The 14,935-nt window shown below is 73.0% G+C and carries 14 protein-coding genes and 1 riboswitch; of the genes, 5 read left to right on the top strand and 9 right to left on the bottom strand.

Going from position 1 to position 14,935, the window contains the following annotated elements:
* Nucleotides 1–40 precede the first annotated feature (40 nt).
* From ACN269_RS30085 to ACN269_RS30075, 3 genes are all read left to right on the top strand, one after another.
* A complete protein-coding gene (locus ACN269_RS30085; protein ID WP_421476644.1) occupies nucleotides 41–811 on the top strand; it encodes an ABC transporter ATP-binding protein in 771 nt (256 codons plus the stop codon).
* A gap of 146 nt (nucleotides 812–957) precedes the next feature.
* The gene (locus ACN269_RS30080) at nucleotides 958–2,466 is read left to right on the top strand and encodes a D-ribitol-5-phosphate cytidylyltransferase (RefSeq protein ID WP_421475609.1); all 1,509 of its coding nucleotides are present in this window, start codon (nucleotides 958–960) and stop codon (nucleotides 2,464–2,466) included.
* A gap of 42 nt (nucleotides 2,467–2,508) precedes the next feature.
* Nucleotides 2,509–4,179 (top strand): CDP-glycerol glycerophosphotransferase family protein, encoded by a 1,671-nt coding sequence (locus ACN269_RS30075; RefSeq protein WP_421475608.1) that lies wholly within the window; start codon nucleotides 2,509–2,511, stop codon nucleotides 4,177–4,179.
* Between the two features lie 4 nt (nucleotides 4,180–4,183).
* On the opposite strand, the gene ACN269_RS30070 is transcribed toward ACN269_RS30075, so the two are convergent.
* The 5 genes from ACN269_RS30070 to ACN269_RS30050 form a co-directional block, all read right to left on the bottom strand.
* Nucleotides 4,184–4,930: an alpha/beta fold hydrolase gene (locus ACN269_RS30070; protein ID WP_421475607.1), complete on the bottom strand. Its 747-nt coding sequence runs from the start codon at nucleotides 4,928–4,930 to the stop codon at nucleotides 4,184–4,186.
* Nucleotides 4,931–5,064: 134 nt separating this feature from the next.
* Nucleotides 5,065–5,913 (bottom strand): C39 family peptidase, encoded by an 849-nt coding sequence (locus ACN269_RS30065; protein ID WP_421475606.1) that lies wholly within the window; start codon nucleotides 5,911–5,913, stop codon nucleotides 5,065–5,067.
* A gap of 233 nt (nucleotides 5,914–6,146) precedes the next feature.
* A riboswitch (cyclic di-AMP (ydaO/yuaA leader) is annotated at nucleotides 6,147–6,287 on the bottom strand.
* Nucleotides 6,288–6,572: 285 nt separating this feature from the next.
* A complete protein-coding gene (locus ACN269_RS30060) occupies nucleotides 6,573–7,340 on the bottom strand; it encodes a hypothetical protein (protein WP_421475605.1) in 768 nt (255 codons plus the stop codon).
* Between the two features lie 165 nt (nucleotides 7,341–7,505).
* Nucleotides 7,506–7,970: a hypothetical protein gene (locus tag ACN269_RS30055; RefSeq protein ID WP_421475604.1), complete on the bottom strand. Its 465-nt coding sequence runs from the start codon at nucleotides 7,968–7,970 to the stop codon at nucleotides 7,506–7,508.
* Between the two features lie 173 nt (nucleotides 7,971–8,143).
* The gene (locus ACN269_RS30050) at nucleotides 8,144–9,343 is read right to left on the bottom strand and encodes an acyltransferase family protein (protein ID WP_421475603.1); all 1,200 of its coding nucleotides are present in this window, start codon (nucleotides 9,341–9,343) and stop codon (nucleotides 8,144–8,146) included.
* Nucleotides 9,344–9,588: 245 nt separating this feature from the next.
* Between ACN269_RS30050 and ACN269_RS30045 the strand changes: the two genes are divergently transcribed.
* Both ACN269_RS30045 and pseI read left to right on the top strand, forming a co-directional pair.
* Nucleotides 9,589–10,752 (top strand): glycosyltransferase family 2 protein, encoded by a 1,164-nt coding sequence (locus ACN269_RS30045; RefSeq protein ID WP_421475602.1) that lies wholly within the window; start codon nucleotides 9,589–9,591, stop codon nucleotides 10,750–10,752.
* A gap of 101 nt (nucleotides 10,753–10,853) precedes the next feature.
* Entirely contained in the window at nucleotides 10,854–11,906 is a 1,053-nt protein-coding gene (pseI, locus tag ACN269_RS30040) for a pseudaminic acid synthase (protein ID WP_421475601.1), read from the top strand.
* Between the two features lie 283 nt (nucleotides 11,907–12,189).
* Here pseI and ACN269_RS30035 read toward each other — a convergent pair whose 3' ends face one another.
* The 4 genes from ACN269_RS30035 to ACN269_RS30020 are packed head-to-tail and all read right to left on the bottom strand — an operon-like array spanning nucleotide 12,190 to nucleotide 14,872.
* Nucleotides 12,190–12,621 (bottom strand): hypothetical protein, encoded by a 432-nt coding sequence (locus ACN269_RS30035; protein WP_421475600.1) that lies wholly within the window; start codon nucleotides 12,619–12,621, stop codon nucleotides 12,190–12,192.
* Nucleotides 12,605–13,360, bottom strand: coding sequence for an SDR family NAD(P)-dependent oxidoreductase (locus tag ACN269_RS30030; RefSeq protein ID WP_421475599.1), 756 nt, complete (start codon nucleotides 13,358–13,360; stop codon nucleotides 12,605–12,607). Before ACN269_RS30030 ends, ACN269_RS30035 begins: the two co-directional genes overlap by 17 nt.
* Nucleotides 13,353–14,624: an AMP-binding protein gene (locus ACN269_RS30025; RefSeq protein ID WP_421475598.1), complete on the bottom strand. Its 1,272-nt coding sequence runs from the start codon at nucleotides 14,622–14,624 to the stop codon at nucleotides 13,353–13,355. The genes ACN269_RS30030 and ACN269_RS30025 overlap by 8 nt, the downstream gene beginning before the upstream one ends.
* The gene (locus ACN269_RS30020; protein ID WP_421475597.1) at nucleotides 14,621–14,872 is read right to left on the bottom strand and encodes a phosphopantetheine-binding protein; all 252 of its coding nucleotides are present in this window, start codon (nucleotides 14,870–14,872) and stop codon (nucleotides 14,621–14,623) included. The genes ACN269_RS30025 and ACN269_RS30020 overlap by 4 nt, the downstream gene beginning before the upstream one ends.
* Nucleotides 14,873–14,935: the final 63 nt, after the last annotated feature.

Here is a 14,935-nt window from a genome sequence, read left to right as displayed (position 1 = left end):
CCTACCGGCCGCCGACGAGGCGACCGTCTCCCTGCCGACGCTGACGCCCGAGCGGATCCCCACCGTGGTGGTGGACGACGCGCACATCATCTACCGGGTCCACCAGGGCGCCACCGGTGGCACCACGCCCGTGGCGGCGCTGCGCCGGCTGGTCAAGCGCACCAACGCGCCGAACGTGCGGGAGGTGCATGCCGTCAAGGGTGTGTCGTTCACCGCGTACCGGGGCGAGGCGATCGGTCTGATCGGCAGCAACGGCTCGGGCAAGTCCACCATCCTGCGGGCCATCGCCGGCCTGCTGCCGGTCAACCGGGGCGCGATCCACACCCAGGGGCAGCCGTCGCTGCTCGGGGTGAACGCGGCGCTGCTCAACGACCTCTCCGGCGAGCGCAACGTCGTGCTGGGGTGCCTCGCGATGGGCATGCACCCCGACGAGGTCGCCAAGCAGGCCGCGGGGATCATCGACTTCTCCGGGATCAACGAGCGGGGCGACTTCGCCAGCCTGCCGATGCGTACGTACTCCTCCGGCATGGCGGCCCGGCTGCGGTTCTCCATCGCCGCCGCCAAGAAGCACGACGTGCTGCTCATCGACGAGGCGCTCGCCACCGGTGACAAGGGCTTCCGCAAGCGCAGCGAGCAGCGCGTCCGCGAGCTGCGCGAGGGTGCCGGCACGGTCTTCCTGGTCAGTCACCAGCTCTCCTCCGTGCGTGACACCTGCGAACGGACGATCTGGCTCGAATCGGGCCTTATCCGGATGGACGGCCCGACCGACGAGGTCATCCGCGCGTACGAGGCGTACGCGAACAGCAAGTAGAGTGCCGGCCAACCACCGGCATCGACACGGCAACCAGGACCGCGTCGCCCGCGTTGGGGCGGCGCGGTCCGCGCGTTAAGGTTCATTCCGTCGCCGCTCGGGCGGAACTTTCCGTTAACGCAAACCTTGAGAGTGAGGATCCGGCAATGACGCAGGACCAGACCACTGGCCCGGACGCCGCAACGGAGACCCCCGCACCGTGGCGGCCCTCGCGGACAGTGGCCGTGGTGCTGGCCGGCGGCACCGGGACCCGGCTGGGCCTCGGCATCCCCAAGCAACTGCTCAAGATCGCCGGTAAGCCGATCATCGAGCACACCCTGGCGGTCTTCGAGGCCGCGCCGGAGATCGACGAGATCATCGTGCTGATGGCGAGCGGTCACGTCGACGAGGCCCGGCAGATCGTCGAGAAGGCCGGTCTGCGCAAGGTCACCAAGGTGATCGAGGGTGGCGACACCCGCAACGCGACCACCCGGATCGCGCTCGACGCCGTCGGCCCGGCCGACTGCAACATCCTCTTCCACGACGCCGTCCGCCCGCTGCTGAGCGGCCGGATCGTCCGCGAGTGCGTCAACGCGCTGTGGACCTACGACGCCGTCGACGTCGCCATCCCCTCCGCCGACACGATCATCCAGGTGGACGAGAACGACTGCATCACCGACATTCCGGTGCGCTCCCGGCTGCGCCGGGGACAGACCCCGCAGGCGTTCCGCTCCCCCACGATCCGTGAGGCGTACCGGATCGCCGAGGACGACCCCGACTTCGCCGCCACCGACGACTGCGGCGTGGTGCTGCGGTACCTGCCGGGCACGCCGATCAAGGTGATCGACGGTTCGGACGAGAACATCAAGGTCACCCACCCGGTCGACGTGCACCTGGCGGACAAGCTCTTCCAGCTCGCGGCGGCCCAGGCGCCCCGGCTGACCGACCACCGCAGCTACACCGAGGAGCTGACGGGCCGGACGATCGTGGTGTTCGGCGGCAGCTACGGGATCGGCCACGAGCTGACCGAGCTGGCGCGGCGGTACGGCGCGCAGGTCTTCCCGTTCAGCCGCTCCACCACGGGCACCCACGTCGAGCGCGCCGAGGACGTCGAGGCCGCGCTGACGACCGCCTTCGAGGCCACCGGCCGGATCGACCACGTGGTGGTCACCGCCGGAATCCTGGAGCGGGGCGCCCTGGCCGAGATGGACGAGGAGACGATGGACCGGGTGTTGCAGGTCAACTTCGTCGGTCCGGTGACCATCGCCCGCCAGGCCCTTCCGTACCTGCAGCAGACCAAGGGTCAGCTGCTGCTCTACACCTCCAGCTCGTACACCCGGGGCCGGGCGCGCTACGCCCTCTACTCGTCCACCAAGGCCGCCCTGGTCAACCTGACCCAGGCGCTCGCCGACGAGTGGGCCGACGTCGGCGTACGGGTCAACTGCATCAACCCCGAGCGGACGGCCACCCCCATGCGTACCCGGGCCTTCGGTGAGGAGCCGGAGAACACCCTGCTGGCCGCGGAGGCCGTCGCCCAGTCCTCGCTCGACGTGTTGATCTCCGACCTGACCGGTCAGGTCATCGACGTACGCCGGGCGCCCGGTGACGGCCCGTCCGTGCCGGCGCAGGCCGGCCCGGACCGGTCCGAGACGCCGGCCGCGGCGTCGGCGAACTGACGCCAGCGGCACCGCGACACCGAGGGCGGCGAACGGAGCAACATGCGTGGTGACCTGGTCCGCAAGCTGGCCGCCCGGTGCCTGAGCACCGGGCTCGCCGTGCTGGCCTTCGTCGTGCTGGCCCTCACCGGCGGCACCGGGTGGGGCCTCGCGCTGGCCGTCGCCGCGTTGGTGGCGGCGGCCGCCGAGCAGCGGATCCGGCCGGGCGCCGACCTGGTGGCCGAGACCGCCCTGATCGCCGCGGCGGTCCTGGTCGGCTACTCCCGGCGGCTCGACGACGGCTTCGACCCGGCGCTGGCCGCCACGGCACTGGTGGTGCTGGGGCTGGTGCTGCTGGTGGGGCCGTTGCGCACCGCGGGCAACCTGGAGATCCGGGCGGCCAACCTGCCGGTACGCGCCTGGACCCCGCTGATCGCCGACCGCCTCGGCGTCGCCCTGCTGGGGCTGCTCGCGGCGGTGGCGATCGCCGCCGCGTCGACCCTGCCGGCCGTCGTGGCGCTCGCCGCCAGCCTGCTGGTGGCCGCCGGCGCAGGTGCGGTCGCGCTGGACCTGGCCCGGCGACGGTTCCGACCGAACGCCGGCGGTGGGCAGGTCGCCCGCGCGCTACGCCGGCACGAGCCGGAGTTCCTGCTGTACTTCTCCGCACCGCCCGGCTCCGAGTACCAGGTCACCATGTGGCTGCCGTACCTCGAACGGATCGGCCGGCCCTTCCTGGTGCTGGTCCGTGAGCCGGAGTTCGTCGCGCCGATCGCCGCGGCCACCGACGCGCCGGTGGTCTACTGCCCCACCCTGCGCGCGATGGACGAGGCGCTGGTGCCGAGCCTGCGGGTGGCCTTCTACGTCAACCACGGGGCGAAGAACAGCCACTGCATCCGGTTCACCCAGCTCACCCACGTCCAACTGCACCACGGCGACAGCGACAAGGCGCCCAGCGCCAACCCGGTCTCGGGGATCTTCGACCGGATCTTCGTGGCCGGTCCGGCGGCGATCGACAGGTACGCCCGCGCCGGGGTGCGGATCCCGGCGGACAAGTTCGTCGTGGTGGGCCGCCCCCAGGTCGAGTCGATCGAGGTACGCCAGGAGCCGGCGCGGGGCCTCGCGCACCCGACGGTGCTCTACACCCCGACCTGGACCGGGCACCACGCCGACGCCGACTACTGCTCCCTGCCGGTGGCCGAGGAGCTGCTGCGGCGGCTGCTGGGGCGCGGCGCGACGGTGATCCTGCGGGCGCATCCGTACACGACGCAGAACCCCGCGTCGGCACGCCAGTTGGGCCGGCTCACCGAACTGCTGGCGGCGGACCGCGCCCGCACCGGCCGGCAGCACGTGTTCGGCACGGCCGCCCGGGAGCTGAGCCTGACCGAGTGCGTCAACCGCTCGGACGCGCTGGTCTCCGACGTCTCCGGGGTGATCTCCGACTACCTCTACTCGGGCAAGCCGTACGCCGTCACCGACATGGGCGGCGAGGCTGACGGGTTCACCGAGCGCTTCCCACTGGCCGGCTCCGGCTACGTGCTTCGGCGCGACATGTCCAACGTGGACGCCGTGCTCACGGCCCTGCTGGACACCGACCCGCTGGCCGACGCGCGCTGGGTCACCCGCCGCCGGTACCTGGGCGACTTCCCGGCCGAGTCGTACGCCGAGGGGTTCCTGACCGCCGCCCGCCAGGAGTTGGCGTCGGCGCGCGCGGTACCCACGCCCGCGCCTGCCTGACCGATCAGCGGTACGGGTCCAGCAACGCGAGCACGGCCGCCGGGTCCTCCAGGTGCGCGTTGTGCCCGAGACCGGGCAACGTGGCGACCGGTACGCCGTACTCCTTGAGCTGCGCGTCCGTGACCATCGGGTCGTGCTCTCCGCGGGCCAGCACCACCGGCACGTCGGTCGCCGCGAGCAGCGCGGCCAGGTCGGGCGCGCCGACGGCGAACGCGGCGTCGTCCATCGCGAGCCGCCACCGGCCGTCGACCTGACGCAGACCGGCGTCGACCATCGGGTGGTCCGGAGGGACCAGACCGGTGAGGCCGGCGACCCGCAGATACCGGCGGGCGGCCTCGGTGCGGCTGGTGAACCAGCCCACCGGGCGGGCGGCGAGGTCGGCGGCGCGGGCCAGCTCGGCCGGTGTCCAGACGGCCTTGATGCCCAACCCCACCACCGCGTCCACCGGCAGACCGGCGGCGCGGGCCGCCAGCGCCAGGCCGACCACGCCACCGAGCGAGTGTCCGAGCACGACGAGGCGGTCGTCGGAGGTCAGGCCCTGCGCGACCCGCTGGGCGAAACCCTCGAAGGAGTACGACGCCAGCGGCGCCGACCAACCGTGACCGGCCAGATCGGGCGCCAGCCACCGGCCGGGCCAGTGCTGCTCCAGCAGTGACGCCCAGGGCAGCCACACGTCACCCGTCGCCCCCATGCCGTGCAGCAGCAACAGGATCGGCTCACGGCCGGCTTGACCACCCGATTCATCCACCACGGCCGCAGTCTCCCACGGTTCGCGGCCTGGTACGAGAGCCGTTCACCGGCGTCGCGGCCGGGCACCCAGACGCCGCGGGCGCCGACCCCTCGTGGGAGACGGCGCCCGCGGCGTCGTGGGGTGTCGCGCGTTGGTCAGGCGGAGTAACCCCGGGTGGCGATCCAGTTCGCCAGGTCGATGGTGGTGATCCAGTAGGCCGGGTCGGCGGCGTTCGCCGAGTCGGCGATCCGCACGGTACGGCCGTTGTCCTTGTAGCCCACGACGGCGATGTAGTGCCCACCGCCGTAGGAGTGGTAGCCGCCGTTGGTGTCGATGGCGTCGCCGGCGACGTTGGCCACCACGCCCCGACCATCGGTGATCGCCTTGACCACATCGGCCTGCAGACGGTCCATCTGGGCCGGGTTGGGCGTGCCCGCGAACATGCGGGTGCGGTACGGGGAGCCCTTCACCTCGGCGTTGAGCACCCGGGTGGTGTCCTCGGCCGAGTTGGTGCCCATCTCGGTGGTGCCCAGCTCGGCGCCGAGCTCCTCCTGGGTACGGTCGATGCCGCTGGCGCTGAGCGCGTTGCGGGTGGCCGCCGGACCGCAGTTGTAGTAGGTGTTCTGCGCCTCGTAGTCGTAGTCCAGGACCTTCGTCGCGGGCGGCTTGGGCGGCGTCGGCTTCCGGGTCAGGTCCGGGTTGCTCGTGGCCTTCGCGGCGGGGGACGCGGCGCTGGTGGCCGGGGCGGCGGTGCTCGGCGCGGCGCTCGCCGACGGGGCCGCGGCCCGGAGCTCGCCACGGGAGGCGACGGTGTCACTGCGCATCTCGGCGACCGTGGTCGGGGTGCGCGAGCCGGCCGGGGCGTCGTCGGCACCGGCGACCAGGGCGCCGGTGGTGGTGGCGACGACCAGGGCCGCGGCGGAGGCGGCGACGATCTGGTACGGACGCTCGGTCGCGAGGCGACGGAGCTGGCGCTTCAGGGTGTGCTTCACGAGGTCCTCCACGGTTCACAGGGAGAGCGGCACACCGGGGCTCGACCGGTATCCGGGCAGGCGTCAGCGCACGGGCCGTGGCCTGCGGATGATGAGCCGCTCAGGGGAACGCCCGGCGCGGCCGGGCGGAAAGTGCGGTGACCCGGGGGGTCAGCTCACCGTCACGAGGCGGATGAGCGGGGACACCGCTACGCCGTGGAGGCGGCGGAACAAAACGGGGGGCGCGGGATGCTGCACGAGGATGGAACTCCTTCCGTCACCGCCTACCGGGTTAGCTGACGGATTCGGGCGGGAAGATCGCCCTACCGCGGGCCGTGGCTCGCGGATTCACCCCGGACTTACTGTGGGTCCCCGGTTCGTTGATCACGATTGAGCGGGTCGGCGCGGCGTCGCCTCCTGCGATCGGTAACCGCACCGGACGGGACGACAGTACTGGCCGGTCCGAACTCTGCCAACCCATGCCGACCTGCGTAAACATCGATTGGCCCGGCAATTTCTGCGCGTTTTGCCGCTGACGTGACTCGATGGGACATCCGGTCCCGGCGGCACCTGTGGGCGACAACCGGACAGGTCGCCGGGAACGCCGCCACAATCGCGGGCGCAATGGCCGCCGATGATGCCCGCCGCCCGAATTCCCCCGCTGGTGACCCGCCTCACATAACAGATCGGGTTCAACCGGCCCGGGCCGGACGCCAGCGTGCCACCACGGCTGCACGTGACGGCCGTGTCGCCGTCTGCCGGGCGAGTGCCGGGCTCGGCCGCGACCGGACCGCCGCCGCGTACGCCTCCTCGGCGAGGGCGCGCGCCGACTCGGCGGCCACCTCGGCGTCCCGCCAGGCCGACCGCTCCCGCTCGACGGCCGTCCGGTGCTCGGCCAGCCGCGCGTCCCGGATCGCCCGGATGAGCAGCGTCTCCTGCTCGACCGGGTGCCGGCGAGGGTCCCAGCCGCGCCGGTGCCCGAACACGTCGGCGAGTTGCGCCATGGTCAACTCTTCCCGCCAGTGCGCCGCCATGGCGGCACGGTGCAGGTAGCGCTCCCGGGCCGCGTACTCGGCGGGAGTGTGCGGGGTACGCGGTGTCGGCAGCGCCCCGGCGGTGGCGACCCGGCGGGCCGCAGTGTCCGCCTCGTCGTACGCCGTCCAGGCCCGCTGCGCCTCGTCCTGAGCGACCAGCCAGTCAGCGCGCCGCCGCCGGGCGGTCCGCGCCGCCCGGGCGGCGGCCACGGCCACCTCCTCGGCGTACCGGCGCAGGTCGGCGCTCTCGGCGGCGGCCGTCTCGCGGGCGGTGGGGGTCGGCACGTGGCCTTGCTCTGGCGCGTCCCGCTCCGGGCGGGCCACCAGTACGGCGAGGACCGTCAGCGCCAGCAGGAACAGTGCCGACCAGATGGCGGCGGCCTGGGGCACCTCGGTGAGGAACTGGTAGAAGACGACGGTTTCCATGGTCGGCTCCTCGGCATGAGCACGTCAGCGATGGGATGCCGCACGGCGAGGGTGCGGGCGATGTGTCGTCAGGTGCGGTGACCGGGCGCTCAGGTCGGCGGCAGGGCGTGCTGGTCCCGGTGGGAGGATCGCTGGCCGGCGTACGGACCGCCGGCGGGTGACCCGCTAGGCCGGCGGCGCTCGGGGGGCTCGGCTGGCCGAGCCGGCGGCTCGGAGCGACGGCTCAGCGCCCGTGCCGGCCGCACTGCCGCCCATCGGCGGGCCGGGCAGGACGGCCAGCGCATCGTTCAGCGCGGGCTGTGGATCGACGGACCGCGCCGGACCGGCGTCGGCAACTTGCCCGAGAGCAGCCCAGTCGGCGACGGCACGGCCGGCGACGGCGCGGTCGGCGACGGCACGGCCACCGACGGCGCGGTCGGCGCGGACAGTGGAGAGGCCGGCGCTCGACGGTCCGAGCGGCTCCGCGCGGGCGGGCGACCCGATGGTGGACGGCGGGGCCGCACTGACCGACGCCGGCAGCAGCGCCGGGGCCGCGCCCAGGGCGAGCGACAGCACGGCGAGGCTGGTCAGAACCCGGGTCGCCCAGCGCGCCACCCACCACAGGGGACAGGTGAACGCGACCGGGAGCACAGCCTCACGCTACCGTCGGGACGGTCCCGACGCATCGGCGACGGGCGTGTCGGCCCGCGCCGCGCCGACCCCGTCCGACCAGCGTGGACACGGTGGCGGGAGTCGGCGTCGGTGGGTGCCACCGCGCCCGGCCATGATCGTTGATGTAGTGGCCCCGACCGGCCGCCGACCCACTACGACCGGGTTCGAGCGTGATCGTGCGCGGGCGCGCGAGCGGGGTCGCCGGGCACGTCGGCGTCACCGCTCCCGGCCTGCGGGGTGCGCTGGTGAGGAACAGGCGGCCGGCGGGCGGGGCGGCGTGGCGCGAGCCGGCGCATCATCGGAGTCTCGACCCAGCGGTGCAGCAACCCGGCGAGGACCAGGTTCACGAGCAGGAATCCGAGCACCACCGCCGGGCCCCGCCAACCCCGGAAGCCGGTTCCCCAGTCGCCGCTGAGCCGGAGCACGGTGGTCATCACCAGCACGTGCACCAGGTAGAAGGCGAAGGAGACCTCGCCGAGCCAGACCAGCGGACGCGAGCGCCACGGCGAGCGCCGGTCGCGCACGTCGGCGTCGGCGGCGGCGGTGATCACCAACAGGTACGCGACGGCGAGCAGCGTGGTCCACAACTCGGCGCGGATCCACTGCGCGGCGGCCACCCAGGTGCCCACGAAGATCACGGTCGCGGCGGTCAGTCCCGGCCCGCGCCACCGCCCCCGGAGCATCAGCTCGGCCGCCACCGCGCCCAGCCAGAACTCCAGGGACCGCGTCAGCGGGAAGACCTGGGTGAACCACCAGCGGCTCACCTCCGGCACCAGCTGCTGGGCCGGCCAGAGCGCGAGGATCAGCAGCGGCAGCGCGACCACGAGCGCCCAGAGCACCGCAGGTCGCGTCCGGCGCAACAGGGGCAGCGCCAGCGGCAGGCAGAGGTAGAAGAAGAACTCACAGGACAGCGACCAGCTCACCGTGTTGACGCTGTAGAACCAGCCCTGCCGAGGGTCCCACGCCTGCAACAACAGCAGGTTCTCCCCCGCGACGGCCGGCAGTACGGGATCGGCGAACCACCAGGCGACCAGCAGCGCGGCGGCCCACAGCACCAGGTGGTTCGGGTAGATCTTCGCGACCCGTCGACGCCAGAACCTCAGCCGCGAGTCCCCTGGGCGGGCCGACCAGACCAGCACGAAACCGCTGAGGATGAAGAAGAACTGCACGCCGGACAGGCCGAGGGTGAAGAGGGCGTCGACGACGGCCTTGTAGTCGGGCTCCGCGATGATCCGCATCGTCCCCGCGTGGAACCCGAAGACCAGCAGGGCGGCGATCCACCGCAGCCCGGTCAGCGACGGTAGCCGGGCGGGAGCGGACGGCGCGACCGGCGCGTCGGTGGTGCTCGTCATGCCGGAGTCCCGACGCTTCGCAGGGTCACCAGCACGTACGCCTCCTCCTCGGGCCCGCGGCGTCGGATGGCGCGACGACGCCCGCGACGGCCCGGCAGGACCGCACCGGGGCACCCTACCGGGTCACTCCCCGGTGGACCGGGCGGCCGTTGTTAACCTTCCGCTTCGCGGGTGTTCAGGGACTCCACCATCCGCGGCCACGTGTGGTTCCGGGGCTGGCCATCCGCGTCGTCGAAGGTGGCGACGTGGTCAATGAGCCGACGCACGCGCCGCTGCTGAGCATCGTCGTGCCCGTGTACGGCGTCGAGGCTTACCTGTACCAGTGCCTCGAGTCGATCCGGGCGGACATCCCGGTGGGCGAGTCGGAGGCGGTCGAGCTGATCGCCGTGGACGACGCCTCCCCGGACGGCTGCGGCGCGATGCTGCGGTCCTACGCCGCCGGGCGCGACGGCGTCCGCGTCGTACACCTGGAAGAGAACGTGGGTCTGGGCCTGGCCCGCAACGCGGGCCTCGACGTGGCCACCGGCCGGTACGTGTGGTTCGTCGACAGCGACGACTGGCTGCCACCGGGCACGATCGCGGCGGTGCTGGACCGGCTGCGGGAGCACCAGCCGGACGTCCTCATGTTGGACCACCTGCGGGTGCACGAGGACGGCCGGCGGGAGGTCGACGCGAGCAGCCACCTGCTGCGCGGGGTGCCGGGCGTGGCCCGCCTGGCCGACCAACCGCACCTGCTGCGGGTGCAGCACACGGCGTGGAACAAGGTGGTACGCCGGGCCTTCCTGGACGAGTTGGAGCTGCGCTTCTTCCCCGGCTGGTACGAGGACATCCCGTTCAGCCATCCGCTGCTGATCGGCGCGGAAAAGATCTCCGTGCTGGACCGGGTCTGCTACCTGTACCGGCAGGGCCGCCAGGGCGCGATCACCTCCACCCGCAGTGGCCGGCACTTCGACGCGTTCGGCCAGTACGAGCGGCTGATGGACTGGGTGGCCCGCCGGCACCCGGACGAGGCCCTGCGGGCCGAACTGTTCGAGCTGATGATCAGTCACTACCTGGTGGTGGTCGGCAACGACGACCGGCTGCACCCGCACCTGCGGCGTGCCTTCTTCCACCGGGTCGCCGAGCACTACCGCCGGTACCTGCCCCCCGGGGGCTACCCGATGCCGTCGGGGGTCACCGGGCTCAAGCACCGCCTGGTAGGGCGGGGTGACTGGCTGGCGTACTCGGCGCTGCGACAGGCGCACCGGGTCACGGGCCGATGGCGACGGCCCGGCCCGGCCGGTGGCGCCGACTCGTCGTCGGCCGACGACCCCTCCCGAGCGGCCCGGTCGGCGAGCAGGTCGGACGCCGGGCACACCGCTGGCATGCCGGGACGGTCGGACGCGCTGGCCGCCGGCCGCCGGCCATGAACCGTCCGGCGGGTGCCAGGGTTTCAGGTCGTCCACCCGTTCGGGGGACGGCGACAGCACCACCCGCACGTCGGTGCGGGCGTAGGGGAACAGAGGTCGGGATGACGGCGACAATCAAGATCGGACCGCACGCGGTCGGTGCCGGGGAGCGGCCCTTCGTGGTCGCCGAGATGTCCGGTAACCACAACGGCGACCTGGACCGGGCGCTAGCCCTCGTGGACGCGGTCGCCGAGAGCGGCGCGCACGCGCTCAAGCTGCAGACGTATCGGCCGGACACGATCACGATCGACGTCGACACCCCGGCCTTCCGCATCTCCGGGGGGCACGAGCTGTGGGGCGGGGAGAACCTGTACCGCCTCTACGAGCGGGCGCACACCCCGTACGAGTGGCACGCCCCGATCTTCGCGCGGGCCCGCGAGCGCGGGCTGACGGTCTTCTCGTCACCGTTCGACGCGACCGCCGTGGAGCTGTTGGAGTCGTTGGACGCCCCGGCGTACAAGATCGCGTCCTCGGAGCTGGTGGACCTGCCGCTGATCCGGTTGGTGGCCAGTAAGGGCAAGCCGATGGTGATCTCCACCGGGATGGCGACGGTCGCCGAGATCGACGCCGCCGTACGGACCGCGCGCGACGGTGGCGCGGCGGGCATCGTCCTGCTGGCCTGCACCGCGTCCTACCCGGCGCCGCCCGCCGACAGCAACCTGCGCCGTCTGCCGGTGCTGGCGGGCGCGTTCGACGTGCCGGTCGGGCTCTCCGACCACACACCCGGTATCGGGGTGGCGGTCGCCTCGGTGGCGCTGGGCGCCTGCTTCATCGAGAAGCACGTGACCCTGGACCGGGCCGACGGCGGCGTGGACTCGGACTTCTCGCTGAACCCGGCGGAGTTGACGGCGCTCGTCGAGGAGTCGGGTCGCGCCTACGCGGCGCTGGGTGGCACCGCGATCGGTCCGACGCCGGCCGAGCGGGAGGGGCTACGGTTCCGCCGTTCGCTGTTCGTGGTCGAGGACGTCCGGGCCGGCGACCCGGTGACGGCGCAGAACGTCCGGTCGATCCGCCCGGCCGGCGGCCTGGCCCCCATCGAGATCGACAAGGTGCTGGGCCGTGCCTTCACCACCGACGTCCCGCGCGGCACCCCGCTGAGCTGGGACCTGATCTGACCGCCGGGTAGCCGGCCGGGCGCGCAGTCTTCCGGCCGGCAGTGCCCTGCCGTACCACCTGCTTCCGGTCGGCAGTGCCCTGCGTACCTCCTGTCGAGCTGCCCCACATCTGGGGCGGCCCGCTATCGGTACCCACCCGCCCCAGATCTGGGGCAGCTCGACAGGCAACGCCGACACCGACCGCGCCCCACCCGCCAAGCGCGCCCCACCCGTCAGGGGGCCCCACCAGTCAGGCACGCCCCAAGCGTCAGGCGCGGCCCACCCGTCAGGCGCGGCCCACCCGTCAGGCGCGGCCGATCGGCCCGCCGACCTGCCCGGGGGCGAAGCCGACGGTGATCACCAGGTCGGCGACCCGCAGGGTGCGCCAGAGGATGGGCCCGTCCACCGGGGTGCCCAGCCCGTGCCGACGCCACCAGGTCGCGATCGGCACGTCGGCCAACTTGCAGCAACATTCGGCCCGGGTCCACCGGGCCCAGAAGTCACCGGTGCCGAAGCGGCGGGCCAGCGCCGGGGGCACCGGGGCGTCGGCGCGCTCGGCGTCGACGGCCACTCGCCAACCCGGCACCGGCGGGCCGTACCAGCCGACGCAGCGCCCGTCGTCGACGTGACTGCGGGTCGTCGCCGAGGCCAGGTCGGCGGGCGTACCGATCCGCAGGTGGCGTTCGGCGGCGGCGAGCAGCCCCGGCACGGGCCGCAGGTCAGATGGAGGCGGCACCGTCCACCACGATGACCTGGCCGTTGATGTTGGTGTGCTCGCGCAGCAGCATCCGCACCACCGGTACGACCTCCTCCGGCTCGGTCAGGTGACCGGTCGGGGTGCGGCGCACGATCTGGTCGAGCTGCGTCGGGCCGAGCACGGCGGACATCTCCGAGGCGAAGAAGCCGGGCGCGACCGCGTTGACCAGCATCCGGCCGCCGAGTTCCCGGGCCAGCGAGCGGGTGGCGGCGTCCATGCCGCCCTTGGTGGCCGAGTACGCGACCAGGCCGGGGAAGCCGCGCTGCGCGCAGATCGAGGTGATGTTGACGATCCGGCCGCGCAGTCCCTTGCCGAGCATCCGGCGGATCACCAGCCGGGTCAGTTGTAGGGGCGCGGTCAGGTTGGTCTCGATGATCCGGGCGATGTCGTCGGTGGCGGTGTGCGCGTGCAGGGAGTCCTGCCCGACGGCGGCGTTGTTGACGATGCCGTCGATCGGGCCGAGACGCTGCTCCACCTCGCGGACGAAACCCTGCGCGGCGCGCAGGTCGGTGACGTCGACCGAACCCACGTGCACCCGGTCGGGGTGCTCGGCGGCGAGCTTCTCCAGCTCGGGGGTGACGGTCCGGGCGAACGCGGCCACCCGTACGCCCGCGTCGAGCAGGTCGGTGACGATGGCCAGGCCCAGCCCTCGGGAACCGCCGGAGACGAGGACCACGGAGCTGGGGGGAACGAGCTTGCTGTCGATGGGGTCAGACATCGCTCTTCAGGGTCTCCTTGACGGGAATCTCGGTCAGCACCCGGATCCGGCGGGGCACGGCGTGCTCGGACAACCGGTCGGCGCACCAACGGACCAGCGCGGCCTCGTCGGGCAGCGGGGCGTCCGTCTGCTCGGCGGGTACCAGGACCACGTCGGCGACGACCATCCGGCCGAGCACCGGGGCGCGGCGGCCGGTGACGCGGGCCCAGGCCACGCCGGGATGCCGGGTCAGCACGCCCCGGACGACACCGGCGGAGACCTTGCTCCCACCCACGTTGATCTCGTCGGTGTCCAACCGGCCGGTGATCAGCACCCGCCCGTCGACCACCTGCACCCGGTCCCCGGTGCGGACCGGGCCGGACAGTCCGACCCCGTGATACGGGGAGGTGACGACCAGCTCGTCGTCGCGTACCGAGAGGGTGGGTCGGCCCGGGGTTTCCCGGTCCAGCCACTCGGCGGGGAACCCGGCCCGCCCGTCGTGCACCACGATGGACGCGCCGACCTCCGAGGACGCGTAGATCCAGGAGATCCGCGCGGCGGGAAAGACCTCACGGAGCTGGTCCAGGATCGCCTGGTCCACCGGCTCACCGCCGAGGGTGATCTGACGTAGCGGCACCCGGGCCAGCGCGGCGGCGTCCCGGTAGAGGGTGCGCCGCCAGAAGGTGGGCGTGCCGGACGCGGCGTCGACACCGTGCGCGGCGGCGACCGCCGGCCAGTCGTCCAGTTCGTCCGGCTCGATGACCACCAGGTGCTGACCGGGCTGGGTGAGCGACAGGGTGACGACCTGCCACCAGGCGTACGTGCCGGGGGCGTAGGGGCACAGCCAGGTCCGGTCCGGCTGGTCGGTCCGGACGGTGGTCAACGTGTCGAGGGTGTGTCCGACCCGCTTGGGACGGCCCGTCGAGCCGGACGTCAGCAGCCACAGCCGGCCGGGTGCGGCGACGCGCGGCCGGGCGGGCGCGCTGGGGTGCGCGCCGTCGTCGTCGAGGAGGGTCACGGTGAAGCCGGCGTCGTCCAGCTCCGCGCGCATCGTGGCGTCCACCCGGCTCGCGGTGCTGAGCAGCAGCTCGGTGCCGTACACGGCGTGCTGCCGTGCGGCGGCGAGCGCGTGCCGGGCGGAGTGCGCCAGCACCGCGGCGGGGTCGGGCAGCTCCGGCGTCGGCAACGTCCGCCAGGTCAGCGGGGCGCCGCCCACGACGAGGCGGTTGTCGACGCCGGCCGGTTCCGGGCCCGTCGTGGCCGGACGGGGTGTCGCGACGGTCACCGCTGCTGGAGCTCGACGAGGAAGTCGAGGACGTCGCCGACGGTGGCGATGCGGCGCAGGCCGGGAGCGTCGAAGTTGAGCTCCTCCCCCGTCTCGTCCTCCACGCGCAGGGCCAGCTCGGAGAAGTCCAGCGAGCGGAAACCGATGTCCCGCAGCTGCGCCGCGTCGTCGGCGGGCAGCTCCTTGTCCTGGTTCTTGAGCACCTGTGCCATGAGGTCGCGGATCTGCGCGCGACTCAATTCGTTCATGCGCCGGAGTCTACAACCCAACGAATGGATAACTGCTTTCCCGGTAGGCCCGGGTAAGGTTCC

Origin of the sequence: Micromonospora sp. WMMD736, from assembly GCF_049179015.1 — a bacterium.
Classification (GTDB): domain Bacteria; phylum Actinomycetota; class Actinomycetes; order Mycobacteriales; family Micromonosporaceae; genus Micromonospora.
The sequence above is the reverse complement of the archived record's forward strand: the minus strand, read 5'-3'. Positions and strand labels throughout refer to the sequence as shown.